The organism is Chitinophaga polysaccharea, from assembly GCF_007829335.1.
Taxonomy (GTDB): Bacteria; Bacteroidota; Bacteroidia; order Chitinophagales; family Chitinophagaceae; genus Chitinophaga; species Chitinophaga polysaccharea_B.
This window is the reverse complement of sequence record NZ_VIWO01000001.1, coordinates 1310517-1325422: the sequence shown is the minus strand read 5'-3', so window position 1 is coordinate 1325422 and position 14906 is coordinate 1310517. Positions and strand designations below refer to the sequence as shown.

17 protein-coding genes are annotated in these 14906 nt (G+C 44.9%); 10 read left to right on the top strand and 7 right to left on the bottom strand.

The window, feature by feature from the left end; genetic code table 11:
- Nucleotide 1: 1 nt before the first annotated feature.
- From FHW36_RS05655 to FHW36_RS05645, 3 genes are read right to left on the bottom strand one after another with little or no spacing between them, the layout of a single operon-like run.
- Nucleotides 2-1258, bottom strand: a complete 1257-nt coding sequence (locus tag FHW36_RS05655) for a replication-associated recombination protein A (protein WP_145663583.1) — start codon at nt 1256-1258, stop codon at nt 2-4.
- Between the two features lie 14 nt (nt 1259-1272).
- On the bottom strand, nt 1273-1710 hold the full coding sequence (locus tag FHW36_RS05650; RefSeq protein ID WP_186452314.1) for a group III truncated hemoglobin: 438 nt from the start codon (nt 1708-1710) through the stop codon (nt 1273-1275).
- A gap of 11 nt (nt 1711-1721) precedes the next feature.
- A complete protein-coding gene (locus tag FHW36_RS05645) occupies nt 1722-2225 on the bottom strand; it encodes a hypothetical protein (RefSeq protein WP_145663580.1) in 504 nt (167 codons plus the stop codon).
- Nucleotides 2226-2380: 155 nt separating this feature from the next.
- Between FHW36_RS05645 and FHW36_RS05640 the strand changes: the two genes are divergently transcribed.
- Nucleotides 2381-4447, top strand: a complete 2067-nt coding sequence (locus tag FHW36_RS05640; protein WP_145663577.1) for a M13 family metallopeptidase — start codon at nt 2381-2383, stop codon at nt 4445-4447.
- A gap of 91 nt (nt 4448-4538) precedes the next feature.
- Nucleotides 4539-4832 (top strand): YHS domain-containing protein, encoded by a 294-nt coding sequence (locus FHW36_RS05635; RefSeq protein ID WP_145663575.1) that lies wholly within the window; start codon nt 4539-4541, stop codon nt 4830-4832.
- 240 nt (nt 4833-5072) lie between these two features.
- Here FHW36_RS05635 and FHW36_RS05630 read toward each other — a convergent pair whose 3' ends face one another.
- Nucleotides 5073-5471: a hypothetical protein gene (locus FHW36_RS05630; protein WP_145663572.1), complete on the bottom strand. Its 399-nt coding sequence runs from the start codon at nt 5469-5471 to the stop codon at nt 5073-5075.
- Between the two features lie 192 nt (nt 5472-5663).
- Nucleotides 5664-6494, bottom strand: coding sequence for a UDP-2,3-diacylglucosamine diphosphatase (locus tag FHW36_RS05625; RefSeq protein WP_145663569.1), 831 nt, complete (start codon nt 6492-6494; stop codon nt 5664-5666).
- Nucleotides 6495-6676: 182 nt separating this feature from the next.
- Between FHW36_RS05625 and FHW36_RS05620 the strand changes: the two genes are divergently transcribed.
- From FHW36_RS05620 to FHW36_RS05585, 8 genes are all read left to right on the top strand, one after another.
- Complete coding sequence (locus FHW36_RS05620; protein ID WP_145663566.1) at nt 6677-7327, top strand: DUF47 domain-containing protein; 651 nt, start codon at nt 6677-6679, stop codon at nt 7325-7327.
- Between the two features lie 39 nt (nt 7328-7366).
- Complete coding sequence (locus tag FHW36_RS05615; protein WP_145663563.1) at nt 7367-8371, top strand: inorganic phosphate transporter; 1005 nt, start codon at nt 7367-7369, stop codon at nt 8369-8371.
- A gap of 167 nt (nt 8372-8538) precedes the next feature.
- Nucleotides 8539-9411, top strand: coding sequence for a glucose-1-phosphate thymidylyltransferase RfbA (rfbA, locus tag FHW36_RS05610; protein ID WP_145663560.1), 873 nt, complete (start codon nt 8539-8541; stop codon nt 9409-9411).
- A gap of 30 nt (nt 9412-9441) precedes the next feature.
- Nucleotides 9442-10470, top strand: a complete 1029-nt coding sequence (gene galE / locus FHW36_RS05605) for a UDP-glucose 4-epimerase GalE (protein ID WP_145663559.1) — start codon at nt 9442-9444, stop codon at nt 10468-10470.
- Nucleotides 10471-10522: 52 nt separating this feature from the next.
- Nucleotides 10523-11485, top strand: a complete 963-nt coding sequence (locus FHW36_RS05600; protein WP_145663556.1) for a transketolase family protein — start codon at nt 10523-10525, stop codon at nt 11483-11485.
- Nucleotides 11486-11704: 219 nt separating this feature from the next.
- Entirely contained in the window at nt 11705-12256 is a 552-nt protein-coding gene (locus tag FHW36_RS05595) for an RNA polymerase sigma factor (protein ID WP_145663553.1), read from the top strand.
- A gap of 106 nt (nt 12257-12362) precedes the next feature.
- Nucleotides 12363-13082, top strand: a complete 720-nt coding sequence (locus FHW36_RS05590; protein ID WP_145663550.1) for a hypothetical protein — start codon at nt 12363-12365, stop codon at nt 13080-13082.
- Nucleotides 13079-13573: a hypothetical protein gene (locus FHW36_RS05585; protein WP_145663547.1), complete on the top strand. Its 495-nt coding sequence runs from the start codon at nt 13079-13081 to the stop codon at nt 13571-13573. Before FHW36_RS05590 ends, FHW36_RS05585 begins: the two co-directional genes overlap by 4 nt.
- A 70-nt stretch (nt 13574-13643) precedes the next feature.
- On the opposite strand, the gene FHW36_RS05580 is transcribed toward FHW36_RS05585, so the two are convergent.
- A complete protein-coding gene (locus FHW36_RS05580) occupies nt 13644-13991 on the bottom strand; it encodes a nuclear transport factor 2 family protein (protein ID WP_145663544.1) in 348 nt (115 codons plus the stop codon).
- A 39-nt stretch (nt 13992-14030) separates the two neighbouring features.
- On the bottom strand, nt 14031-14891 hold the full coding sequence (locus FHW36_RS05575; protein WP_145663541.1) for an AraC family transcriptional regulator: 861 nt from the start codon (nt 14889-14891) through the stop codon (nt 14031-14033).
- Nucleotides 14892-14906: the final 15 nt, after the last annotated feature.

Below are 14906 nucleotides of genomic sequence, written 5' to 3'. Positions count from 1 at the left end.
GCTAATAATTATATTTTTCTTTCCACAACGCCTTTAGGTAACGGCGCAGCTCATCTTCCCGCGGGTTGTTCCCCGGGTCGTAAAACTTCGTTCCCTTTAATGCATCCGGCAGGAATTCCTGCTCCACGAAATTTTTCTCAAAATCGTGTGCATAGGCGTATCCCTGACTATAGCCCATATCCTTCATCAATTTCGTAGGGGCGTTCCTGATATGCATTGGCACAGGCAGATCGCCGGTATTGGATACCGCCGACTGGGCTTTATTGATGGCCATATAGGACGCATTACTTTTGGCAGATGCCGCCAGATAAGTAACACATTGTGATAAGATAATACGGGACTCAGGGTAACCGATCATATTCACAGCCTGGAAACAGTTAGTGGCCAGCAGCAAAGCATTGGGATTGGCATTGCCAATATCTTCCGATGCTAGTATCACCAGCCGGCGGGCAATAAATTTCACATCTTCTCCTCCCTCAATCATCCTGGCCAGCCAATACACTGCCGCATTGGGATCGCTGCCACGGATCGATTTAATAAAGGCTGAAATAATATCGTAGTGCTGTTCGCCGCTCTTATCATAAATAGCTACCCGTTGCTGGGCAATATCCATTACTTTCTGATCGGTGATCACGATAGGCTCTTCCTGTAAAGTGGTCACCACCAGCTCAAAGAGATTGAGTAATTTCCGGGCATCTCCACCGGAGATATTAAACAGTGCACTGGTTTCTTTTAATTCAATTTTCTTGCTGCGCAGCCACTCGTCTCTTTCCATGGCCTGTTGCAACAGCTGCATGAGCTGCTCCTTGCCCAGCGGCTTCAATACATACACCTGGCTGCGCGACAATACCGCCGCATTTACTTCAAAGGAAGGGTTTTCCGTAGTAGCGCCTATCAGGGTGATAATCCCCTTTTCGACAGCTCCTAAAAGCGCATCCTGCTGTGATTTATTGAAGCGGTGAATTTCATCGATGAATAATACAGCGTGCCGCTGTCTTCTCGCCATTTCTATCACCTCCCGCACTTCCTTTACGCCGGCCGAAATAGCGCTCAATGTATAAAACGGCACCTGCAACGTATGCGCAATAATGTTGGCAATGGTAGTTTTACCAACGCCGGGAGGCCCCCATAAAATCATGGAGGGAATCATGCCCTTTTCTATGGCTTTTCTTAAAATACTATCCTTGCCGGTAAGATGCTCCTGCCCAACCAGTTCATCCAATGTTACCGGCCTTAAACGCTCCGCTAATGGTTGCATACAAATGGATTATATTATTGTTGATGCCCCGGGTTAACCAGTGGGATATTTTTATCGGTCCCCTTTTCCGGGTGATTGATCTGGTCCATTTTAAAAGACATAATGCCTTTAATGGACCTGGCACGGGAAATGGCCTGGGTAGCCTTTTCTCCCGTAAAACGTTCGTTAACGGTGGCCTCAAACAATTGCAGCCAACGCTCAAAGAATACTGGTTCCAGGGGAATCAGCTTATTCAGTTTAAAATGCGGATCCATTACATTACGGCCATAGCTCCCACTTCCCAGCAACAAGCTCCCCCAGAAATCGTACATAACCGGCAAATGGCGCGACCAGTCCACTTTTGCTACATCGTTAAAAATAAACCCGATCACATCATCTGCCTTTACTTTATCATAGAAACTATTTACCAGTTCCATAATATCTTCAGTGTTGGCAATTTCCCGCTTTTTCATAACCCCGTATTTTACTCCCCGTCTTCCCCTTTTCCCTGGTGCAGTTCCTGCCATTGACGAAGGAACCTGAAAGACAGGTTAATGTTCACAATAAATACCACGCCGGCAAATAAACAAATCTTCCCCAACAGTTTAAACATGTCCGATTGAATACTGGCCTGTTGTTCTGGAGGTAATTGCTTCAACAGGTCTTTCATTTGTTCCGCGGGTATTGTCACCGCAAAAAAGCCCGACATCAGTAACATAAATGCAAATATCAACCCCAATATGCCCATAATACGGATACCGCTGGGGGTATTTTCTTTCAGCGGAAGGTCGGGTGATGACAGGCTACGTTGCAGATATATAGATAAAATACTATGAATAAAGCAAGCTACTACCATAATAAAAGGTAACAGGATGCTGATGTTCGGTCCCGCTATGGCAAGGCTTAATACAGCCGAGAGCACGAAAAAAGCGGAGATCAATAGTGCGAGTACAGTCGTTATTCTATACAATTTAAACCTGAAAGTCATCAATTTCTTAATTTTCTAACACAAACCTACCTAATTATTCAGAGAATATCTGATTTGATCCTTAACCCGCTGCCATAGTGATTGCCGCTCATAAAAAACCCTTGAGGCTACTTGACCCGTTTTCCATAACTTTAAATACTAAACCTGTTTTATATATGAAGAAAAGCAATGCGGTAAAACTACCGTTGTTGGCTGCCATGGTTACATTTGCAGCCTGCAATTCCAACAGTTCCTCTCACCAGGCTGAAACAGCCCAGGCTGATACCACCAAAGTACCTGCCTTTAACCTGGCGGACATTGACACCTCCTACAAATCCTGTGATGATTTCGACAATTATGTGAATGGAAACTGGAAGAAAAATAATCCCATTCCATCCACCGAAAGTCGCTGGGGTGCATTCAACATCCTCGATAAAGAAAATAAAGAAGTTCGCCTCAAAGGAATTATTGCGGACATTACCAGCAAAACTGACCTGAAAAAAGGCAGTGAAGAACAGCAAATCGGAGATTTCTACGCCTCTTTCCTCGACACCACTACCGTGGAAAAACGCGGTATCACACCATTACAACCTTATCTCGATAAAATTAATGGTATCAAATCCCTCGCCGATTGGGCCGCCGTTACCGGTGAGTTACAAAAAATCGGCGTATCCTCTTTTGTAGGACTGGGTGCTGATGCAGACGCGAAAGACAGCAAAATGAACGTGCTGTACCAGGGCCAGGGCGGCCTGAGCCTGGGCGAAAAAAGCTACTACGAAAGACAAGACTCCGCTACTAAAAACGTACGGAGCGAATTCGCCAGCCACGTAGATAAAATGTTTAAACTGGCCGGCTTCACGGAAGCCAACGCAGGTAAAACCATTCTCGACTTCGAAACCAAACTGGCCAATATCCAGCTCTCTAACGTAGAACTCCGCGACCCGGTGAAAACCTACAACAGGGCCGCTTTTGCTGAGCTGAAAACACTAGCCCCGGAATTCGACTGGGATAACTTTGCCGGCAAACAGGATATCAAAGCCGATACCATCATTATTCAAAACAAAGCATACCTCACCAAAGCCGGTGGCCTGCTGAAAGCAACCCCATTGGAAACGCTGAAAACATACAGCAAATGGCAATTACTCACACAATTTGCTACCTACTTACCTGCCGCTTTCGATAACGAAAACTTCCACTTTTTCGGTACCGTGATGACAGGTAAAAAAGCTCAGAAAACACGCCCCGAACGCGCTATCCGTATCACCGATGCTAAACTGGGTATGCCGCTCGGTAAACTGTTTGCTAAAAAATTCTTCCCGGAAAGCAGCAAACAGAAAGTATCTGAGATGATTGAAAACGTACGTAAAGTATATGGCGAAAGAATCGATAAACTCACCTGGATGGGCGATTCTACCAAAATCATGGCCCATAAAAAACTGGCTTCCTTCACCTACAAAATCGGGTATCCTGATAAATGGAAAGATTACTCCACTATCGATATCGATAAAGGTAAACTGCTGGAAAACGTAGTATCAGCCGCCCTCTTTGAGCACAGTGACAATATTAAAAAGATCGGCAAACCAGTTGACAAGAAAGAATGGAGCATGACGCCACAAACGGTGAATGCTTACTACAATCCGTTAAACAATGAAGTTGTATTCCCCGCTGGTATTCTCCAGCCTCCGTTCTACAATCCCAACGCTGATGACGCCATTAACTACGGTGGTATCATTGCCGTAATCGGCCACGAATTTACCCACGGCTTCGATGACCAGGGTTCTCAATTTGATGCCGATGGTAACCTGAAAAACTGGTGGACTGCTGCTGATCGTAAGAACTTCGATGCGCTGACTAAACGTTATATCGACTATTTCAGCGGCCTGGAAGCCTTACCCGGATTCAAGGTAAATGGTGCTTTAACCATTGGTGAAAACGTAGCCGACCTGGGTGGCTTAACCCTGGCTTATCACGCACTGGCGAAATCGCTGGAAGGTAAAGCGGAACCTAAACCAATTGATGGTTTTACCTGGAAACAACGCTTCTTCCTGGGATGGGCGCAGGTATGGCATGGTAATATTACCGATGCTGCCCTCCGCAACCAGATCCAAACAGATCCGCACTCTCCGGCAAGATTCCGCATCAATGGACCATTACCTCACCTGGCTGAATTCCAGGAAGCATGGGGTTGCGCTCCTGGTAATAAAATGGTATTACCGGAAGCACAACGCGTAGTCATCTGGTAATCAGTTTCCTGATCCTACTTATAGCGGGTTTGCAGTCAACACTGCAAACCCGTAATTTTTTTATCTATAACTTCGCAAAAAAATAATAGTCATGAAATATATATTCATTGCCTGTAGCACCTTATTCCTGTTTGCCTGTGCCCAGCAAAATAAGCCAGCAGAAAGCAGTACCACTGCGCCGGCCGGCCCCGCCACCGCCAAGGAGGAGAAATTAACCGCAGATGCCAACGGCAAACTGCCGGATCCAGTGTGCGAAATGCCTTATGATACTGCCTATAAAGAATTTGCAGTGTATAAAGGAGATACCGTACACTTCTGTTCCACCACCTGTAAAGGCGTATTTGAAAAAGCACCTGAAAAATACATGGCCAAACTGGGCAAATAATAATAAAGCCGCCGGGGTAAACATCCCGGCGGTATTCGGCTTCAGTTTATGAAATCTATTTTAATTAAGTACTACGTTTTCGGTCAGGGCTGCCTCCACAAATGCCCTTCCACCAATACCATCGCAGGTATAGCTGAATAGTATCAGGGAATCATTGTCCATTATCCGTATTTCAACAGTGGGATATAAATAAAGTGGGGCCAACAGGAAATATCATTGGGTTTAACAGCCAAAAACAGATTACCACATGTTTTGCTGCGGCGACTGGCGATTGTTATTCATCAGCATGTCAAGGGAAATATCCAATTGATAGTTACGTTCTTCCCTTTTTTCCGTATTACAGGCCAGCTGAAACAGGTGCTGGCTTTTATTCATAAAAGGTTTATTGTCTTTGTTACATAGCTCCAGTGAAAAATTGAAACGTTCTTCCACCTCTTCCTCAAACTCACGCAAACTCAGCGTTTCATCAATCGGAAACTCCACCAGTATCTCCTCTTCAAAGCCTGCTTCTTTTAATGTATCAAAAGTGTTTGCCAGCGAATTACGCACATACACGGCCACATTACAAAAGAGCAAACGCTGGATTTGCATTTGCAATAGGGAGATAGTCATTAAAGGATGCAACTTCAATACTTTCATCTAGCTGTTTTTCTGCTTTTTTAAATGTCCACGATCGTTACACTTAATTATTTCTCTGGCAAACTTAGGAGTCTACCTTTAATTTAATATTAAGCGGTTGTTATGATTTTGTGAAAATAATATTTAATTATAAATATATACTAAATATAATAAATATGAATACTTCAAAGCGGAAATCAGCAAAATGTTTTTTTAAGCGCCGGGGAAAGTAATAATACGCTGAATATCCCAGTCAGGATTGGCGTCGTCTTCATCTTCTGCCAGTACAATACGAGCTTTGGTAATGGGATGTTGGTACAGGGTCCATTGCTGGTTAATATACTCAAGTGAGGTGAGACTTTCTACCCAGTCGCCCGAATTCAGGTAAGTGACTGTTTTGTCGCCCACCTGCATTTCCTTGATCAGGGGCTGGTGAATATGCCCGCAGCATACTACGTCAAACTCTTTATCCGCTGCTATTTCGGCCACTGTTTGCTCAAAATCGGAAATAAACTTTACGGCTGACTTTACCCCTTGTTTTACTTTTTTGGAGAAAGACATCTTTTCTCTCCCCAGGCTTTCCAGCAGGTGATTGACCAGGCGGTTGAGGATAATGAGCAGGTCGTATCCTTTTCCTCCCAGTTTAGCCAGCCATTTGGAATTTTTCATGGTCACATCGTATACGTCGCCATGGAAAAACCAATGTCTCTTGCCATCTACTTCCAGCACCAGTTTATTATCGATGGTGAAATTGCCCAGTTCGAAGCCGGCGTACTTGCGCAGTGCTTCATCGTGGTTGCCGGTCAGGTAGTACACTTCTGTACCCTTGCCGATCATCTTGAGGATCTTGCGGATTACCTTGGTATGGGCTTTGGGAAAATAGCGTTTGCTAAACTGCCAGATATCGATAATATCCCCATTCAGTATCAGAATTTTTGGCGCTATGCTATCCAGGTATTGGATCAATTCCTTTGCGTGACACCCGTAAATTCCCAGATGCACATCGGAAATAACGGCTATATCTAATGGACGTTTGTCTGACATTTAATAGGTCGTATGTACAGGTTGTAGGCAGCCTGATTATGAGTATAATTTTCAATACAAAGGAAAAATCGCTATATTACTTTTATATTAATCCAGTGTTAAGGAATTATTAATTCGCGTTTTTTACTGGCTGGGATAGATCCTGAAAGCTATTTTTGCGGCAAATTTTTAAACTCAAACGTATGGGAGGCTTCAATTCTTTTGTTAAACTGTTCATGCCGAAAGACCGGGTATTTTATTCGCTGTTTGAAGATGTAGCTTCCAATCTGGTAGAAATGGCAACCGTGCTCAATGAGCTGGTAGCGACTACAGATCTGGCCGTAAGAAAAGATAAAGTACATCTGATTGAGCGCCTGGAGCATAAAAACGATGATTATACGCACCGGATATTTGTAGAACTAGGCCAAAACTTCATTACTCCCTTCGACCGGGAAGATATCCACTACCTGGCTGCTACTATGGATGATGTGGCAGACTATATCCACGGTTCCGCCAAAAGAATGGACCTTTACAAAGTACACTATATCAACGATAGCATCCGCAAACTCGCTGAATTAATCCACCTGGGTGTACTGGAACTCGCCAAAGCAATACCTGAATTACGTAATATGCAGAACATGCGCATCATTACGGATGCCTGCGTAAAAATCAACAGCCTCGAAAACCATGCAGACGATATTTACGATATGGCCATCGCCGATTTGTTCGATACGGAGCAAAATGCGGCAGAACTGATTAAAATGCGTGAAATCTATCAGGCACTGGAAATCGCTACCGACAAATGCGAAGACTGCGCCAATGTTATAGAAACCATTATTATCAAGTACTCCTGATTAGGGGATACTGTTCTGAACGCATAATGCACCTTTGTCATGACTTTATTAGTAATTATCATCATATTGGCCTTCATCTTTGACTATATCAATGGTTTTCATGATGCCGCCAACTCTATAGCCACTATTGTGTCGACCAAAGTACTGACGCCTTTTCAGGCAGTACTCTGGGCCGCAGTTTTCAACTTTGCGGCTTTTTTTATTGCCAAATATGTAATCGGAGAATTTAAAGTGGCCAATTCTGTGGCCAGTTCTGTATTTGAGCAGTTTATTACATTGAAAGTAATCCTTTGCGGCCTGGTAGCAGCCATTACCTGGAACCTGTTTACCTGGTGGCTGGGTATTCCATCCAGCTCTTCCCATACCCTGATCGGGGGATTTATTGGAGCGGCGCTAACTGCCTCAGGTGGCAACTTTGCGGTGATCAACTATCACAAAGTGCTTCCTACCGTGTATTTTATCGTATTGGCCCCCCTCATCGGTATGATCGTAGCGTTCGTGATTACGCTCATTATCGTAAATGTGTGCCGGAAAGCGAATCCATACCGGGCAGAAAGCTGGTTCAAACGCCTGCAGCTGGCATCTTCCGCTGCACTGAGCCTTGGCCACGGTAGTAACGATGCCCAGAAAGTAATGGGTATCATTGCAGCCGCCATGGTTTCTGCCGGTTATATCGATAGTATCAAGTCAATGCCCGATTGGATACCCTTATCCTGCTTTACCTGTATCGCCCTCGGTACCATGAGCGGTGGATGGAAAATTGTAAAAACAATGGGGACCCGCATTACCAAAGTAACCCCGCTGGAAGGCGTGGCTGCTGAAACTTCCGGCGCCATTACCCTCTTCCTCACCGAACACCTGGGTATCCCTGCCAGTACCACCCACGTTATTACGGGTGCTATTATGGGGGTAGGCGCTACTAAACGATTATCGGCCGTTCGTTGGGGTGTAACCGTATCCCTGCTCTGGGCCTGGGTATTAACGATCCCCATCAGTGGACTTCTTGCTGCAGTAACTTATTTTATCGTCAATTTGTTTATTTAATATAATAAGCCATTAAAGCAAACGTCCCATGCGAATATTCAACGATCGCATGGGGCGTTTGCTTTAATGGCTGCAGGCTTTCTTTGGACATTTGAAAGAGAGCCGCTATTTTTGTGCGGTTTTCTTAAGCAGACCATAGTTATTGACCATCAAAAAATGATCTTGAAATGAAAGGAATTATCCTGGCCGGCGGCTCCGGTACCCGGTTACATCCCATTACTTACGCTATCAGTAAGCAAATAATGCCGGTGTACGATAAGCCCATGATCTATTACCCGCTGTCTACCCTGATGCTGGCGGGGATTAAAGATATCCTGATCATTTCTACCCCCCATGACCTTCCCGCATTTCAACGCCTCTTCGGGGATGGACACCAGCTGGGGCTTAACCTGAATTATGCCGAACAACCCAATCCCAATGGTCTGGCACAGGCTTTTGTAATCGGGGAATCGTTTATTGGCAACGATAATGTAGCGCTGGTACTGGGCGATAACATCTTTCACGGAGCCGGCCTAGGCACCCAATTGGCGAATAATGCCTCTCCAGATGGCGGAATCGTATATGCCTACCAGGTATCTGATCCTGAAAGATATGGTGTGGTAGAATTTGGTGATGATATGACCGTACTATCTATTGAGGAAAAACCAGCACATCCCAAATCCAATTACGCAGTGCCGGGGCTTTATTTCTACGATAATTCAGTAGTAGAAATTGCCAAAAACCTGGAACCCAGCGCCAGGGGCGAATATGAAATTACGGATGTAAATAAAGAATATTTACGCCGTGGAAAATTAAAAGTTTCTATCTTACCCCGCGGAACCGCCTGGCTGGACACCGGTACTTTCGATTCCCTGATGCAGGCCTCCCAGTTTGTGCAGGTAATTGAACAAAGACAAGGCATTAAAATAGCCTGTATCGAAGAAATTGCCTACCGCAAAGGATTTATCAATGCCGACCAGCTAAAAGAGCTGGCCAAACCTTTGCTGAAAAGCGGTTACGGAACTTACCTCGAAACCGTACTCAAACAAAAAATGTTCTGAAATATCAACTAAAAGTAAATCTGAAATATCATGAAGGTTCTTGTTACGGGTGGTTGTGGCTATATTGGCGCACATACTATTGTAGATCTGATCAATAATGGATTTGATGTAGTGTCTGTAGACAGCAACATCAGAAGCTCCACTCAACTATTGGATGGTATAGAAAAAATTACCGGAAAAAAGGTACGCAACTACAAAGTTGACCTTTGTAACCTGGAAGATACCAATGCGGTATTTCATGAAAACAGGGATATTGTTGGCGTTATCCATTTTGCAGCCCTGAAAGCAGTGGGCGAATCTGTTAACGAGCCACTGATGTACTTTCAGAACAACCTCACCTCACTCATCAATGTGCTGAAGTGTGTAAAAGAATACAACATACCTAACCTGGTATTTTCTTCTTCCTGCTCGGTATATGGCAACACCAAAGCCCTCCCGGTAGTAGAAGAAACCCCGCTCGGCGAAGCGCAATCACCCTACGCCCGTACCAAACAAATGGGAGAACAGATGATTGAAGATTATAGCCGCGTAAACGATACCCAGTCTATACTGCTTCGTTACTTTAACCCGGTAGGCGCCCACCCGTCTGCCCTCATCGGCGAATTACCCCTGGGTAAACCCGATAACCTGGTACCGGTGATCACCCAAACCGCCATCGGCAAAATTCCTAAGATGACCGTTTTTGGTACCGATTATGATACCCGTGATGGTTCCTGCGTACGTGACTATATTCACGTAATGGATATTGCCAACGCCCATACAAAAGCACTGCAATACCTGATTGCACACCGCAATACCAGCAACTGCGAAGTGTTTAACCTGGGTACCGGCAACGGCGTTACCGTGCTGGAAGCTATCAAAGCCTTTGAAAAAATATCTGGTATTAAACTGAACTATACAACAGGTCCCCGCCGCGAAGGAGATGTGATTTCTATTTATGCCAACAACAGCAAGGCTAAAGAGAAACTGCAATGGGAACCTAAAATAGGTATAGAAGACAGCATGCGCACTGCCTGGCAGTGGGAAGTGAGCCTCCGTAATAAAGTGCTGAGCAACTAGGATCATCACTTTTTAATGTTTACTTTTAGACTTCAATTTTAAAAAGACCACAATGGTAAAAGATATTCAACCACTAAATGAAAAGGAAACCCGTGGCGGGTTTGGCGAGGGAATACTGGAAGCAGGCCGTAAAAATCCCAATGTAGTAGCACTGACAGCCGATTTGCTCGGTTCTATGAAACTGAATGCATTCGTGAAAGAATTTCCTGACCGCTTTGTACAGGTAGGTATTGCTGAGGCTAATATGATTGGCATTGCTGCCGGCTTAACTATTGGTGGTAAAATACCTTATACAACTACATTTGCCAACTTCTCCACTGGCAGGGTATATGACCAGATCCGTCAATCTGTTGCTTACTCCAACAAAAATGTAAAAATATGTGCCTCCCACGCGGGTCTTACCCTGGGTGAAGATGGCGCCACTCACCAGATCCTCGAAGATATCGGCATGATGAAAATGCTGCCTGGTATGACTGTTATCGTGCCCTGCGATTTCAACCAAACCAAAGCCGCCACTATCGCTATCGCTGACTATGAAGGTCCGGTATACCTCCGCTTCGGTCGTCCGAAATGGCCTAATTTCACCGCAGAAGATCAAAAATTCGAGGTGGGTAAAGCCCAGATTCTCCATGAAGGTACAGATGTAACCCTGTTCGCCTGTGGCCATATGGTATGGCTGGCCATCGAAGCAGGCAAAATCCTGGAAGAAAAAGGATATAGCGTGGAAATTATCAATATCCACACGATCAAACCACTCGACGAAGCCGCTGTTATCGCTTCTCTCACTAAAACCGGTTGCGCAGTTACTGCAGAGGAACACAACGTACTCGGTGGACTCGGCGACAGCATTGCCCAGGTTGCCTCCCGTCATATTCCCGTGCCTATCGAATACGTAGGTACCAACGACACCTTCGGTGAGAGTGGTAAACCGCTGGAACTCCTGAAAAAGTATGGCCTGGATCCGGATCATATCGTAGCTGCTGCAGAGAAAGCTATGCAGAGAAAGAAAAAATAACATCATTGATAATAACTGAGAAAAGGTCCCGCTGAACGGGGCCTTTTCCCGTTATAGCCATATCCTGCAACCCTCTTCCATCACTAGGATCAAAATATGATTCCCCCCAGACTCCCGGCACACTGGCTGTCCATTAAACTTTCGCTTAATCCGTTCGTCTTATGAGTGGGTTTTTATTTATATTCATCTAATTAAAACCTGTTAAGATCCATTTAACCTATGGCCGTTTCACAGGACGATAAAACATTACTGGCATTATACCGCACCCCGGATACCAGGGAAAAAGGGTTTACACTCGTTATCCAGAAGTACCAGGAAAGGCTATACTGGCACATTCGCAGAATGGTGCTGGATCACGATGACGCAAACGATGTGTTGCAAAACGTGTTCATTAAAGTGTGGAAAAACCTGGAAAACTTCCGGGAAGATGCACAATTGTATACCTGGCTGTATAAAATTGCCACCAACGAAAGTTTAACTTTCCTGGAACAGCAAAAACGTAAGGCATCCGTTTCCCTGTCGGAAGTGGAAACCGGCTTAAGCAACAAACTCAAAGCTGACCCGCAGTTTGATCCCAATAAGCTGGAATGGAAATTGCAACGGGCCATTCTGAGCTTGCCAGATAAACAAAGGCTGGTGTTTAATCTCCGTTATTACGATGAAATGCCTTATGAAGAAATGAGTAAAGTGCTGGAAACCTCGGAGGGAGCCCTGAAGGCCTCTTACCACCACGCAGTAAAAAAAATAGAAGAATTTATCAGAAATGCCTGATATATAATCATACAAATATCTATTTTAAGTGATTTTTAAAGATTTTTATTAAAAGATTAAAATCACATTAAACTATTAGATCCCTTCACTGTCTAACAAACAGGATATGAACAAGCTAACCAACATACAAAGTGAATTAATGCAAATAGCGCCAGGCATCAACTGGCCGGCAAAGGCACCTTTTGCGGTTCCAGCCGGCTATTTTGAACAGCTCCCGGCCGCTATTATGATGCAGGTTCAGTTGGAAGAACTCCGTTCTGTCGCACCCACACCCCAGGATATCCCCATTGGTTATTTTGACGCATTGCCAGCTACTATCCTGCAACGGATCAAAGCCGAAGAAAATATCAATCCGGTACAAACAGAACTGGAAACACTTTCCCCTTTCCTGGCCGCTATAACCAGAAAAGATACCCTTTCCGTTCCGGATGACTACTTTGCATCCCTACAACCAGGTCGTCATATCCCCGTTGTTTCGCCTATCCGCGTTGTTCATAAAAATAAAGTGAGCACATGGATGAAATGGACCGTTGCCGCCTGCCTCACCGCTTTTATAGGCAGCAGCGCCATCTTGTTTATTGTGAATAATAACTATCACAATACCTCTATTGAAAAACAACTGGAAGATCTTAACGACCAGGATATCGTTCAATACCTGCAAACCCACACTGATTCCTTTGATAATGATGCAGTATTCGCATCTTCAGCTACCCAGGAAGTTTCCCCGGTTCAACATCAACTGAGTGAAGACGTTCCGCTGGATGCCATCGAAAAATACCTGCTGCAAACAGATTTATCCAAGGAAGTGTTACCTGATAAGAAATGATGAAACGCTTTAGCTTTATATGGATTGTAATGTTTGTGCTACTCACCGGTACCCGCGTTAGTAGCGCCCAACAACCTCCGGCAGAGGATGCTACGGAGAAAATAAAGGCTATACAGATACAATACCTGACCAAAAAATTGGAACTCACACCGGAAGAAGCCCAAAAGTTTCTGCCGATATATAATAATTATACCCACGAAGTAGAACAACTGATAGCCGAACGCCGGGACAAAAAAGAACAGGATAAGCTGACTGCAGATAATGCCGATGAACTGGCCCGGAAAAATATGGACAAAGAGCTGAATTACGAAAAAAGAATGCTCGACATCCGTTCCCGCTACAACAATGAATTTCAACGCATACTACCCGGCAGAAAAGCAGGCATGGTATTTAAAAGTGAAAGAGAGTTCCGGAGTATTATGATTAACCACCTCAATACCCAACGAATGAACAGGATGGGGCAGGGTGGAGGCCCCAGACGCAGACCTTAATTATAATATAAAGAGATATCTTGTTCAGCGGTATTAATCCCTGAACAAGATACCCTAACAGGTGGTAACATTATTTGTAATGTGCCCTTACTTCACACACTAACCCCTTTTCATTCAATACCATCATTTCCGCTGATAATTTGTCGTTAATGCTCTTGTAAAACAGCACTACAGACTGGACCCCTTCCAGGATATGATACAATTCAAAATGTAAATCAGGATACGCTACCAGGGCCTTGCTGAAGTAGGCCCGCAGGTTTTCTTTGCCCCGGATCGTTCCGGAAGGATCATTGTTGATTCTTTTGATCACCGGGGAATAAAAAACGATGTTGTCGTCATAGTGCGATAATATCTCTTCCAGGTCATGGGCATTCCAGGCTTTTACCCAGGCCTCACCAAAGTGGCTCAGTTGTTCCATTACTTTTTTTTCCTGAAGGTAGAGAATCAGGGAATAAAGCTATTTGCTGAAAAGATCAGTTTCGATATGCCGCCATTGCAATGGTGTTACCTGGAAACAACGCCTGAACTGGCGATAAAAATGAGTAATATCTTCAAACCCGGTGCTGTAGGCAATTTCCGGGATGGATTGTTCCGTGGTGCGCAACAAGAAGCCCGCCATCTGCAGGCGCTTTTCCCATATCCACTGCATAGGACTGCAATGGTATATTTCACGGAAACGGCGCTTTACGGTGGCCGTACTCATATGTCCCATTTGGGCAATTTCTTCCAAAAAACGCACTTCCGGCAAGCGGGTTCTCAGCTGGTCCATCATATCCGGTAACGGATATTTCACCGCCTTCAACAGCATGCTACTCAAAGCCCCATTGCTGCTTACCAGGTGTAAGGCCTGGGAGAGAATATTCTCACAGGCCAGGCCGGGGTTACCTTCCTCAGTAAAACCCTGCAGCAAAGTGGTGGCGAGTTGCCGCCAACGCCTGTCGCCGGATTGTACGGTCAATTCCTTACTGTAAGCATCCTGTAAACGGGCCCTTCCTGCCAGCGCTGACATCACCATTTCATCCGGTATCACCAGGTTGATGCTCCGGTATTGCTGCGCCGGCCGGAGTATTTCAGAACAAAGCAGGGTACCGGCTGGTATTACCAGCACATCGCCTGCTTCCAGCTGATGTACCTGCCTGCCGTCATACATTCTCTTGTGGCCCTGTATAACCAGGTTCAACAAAGTATGAGGTATATATAATTCGTGGGAAGCCGGTTCACGGTAAAGGCTATACGATGCCCAGCGATAGCCATTCTGCTGCCATGTTTTAACGGCATGCTGTCCCTTCAGGGCATGACTATCAAAAAGGGTATACATAAACAGCGGTACGCT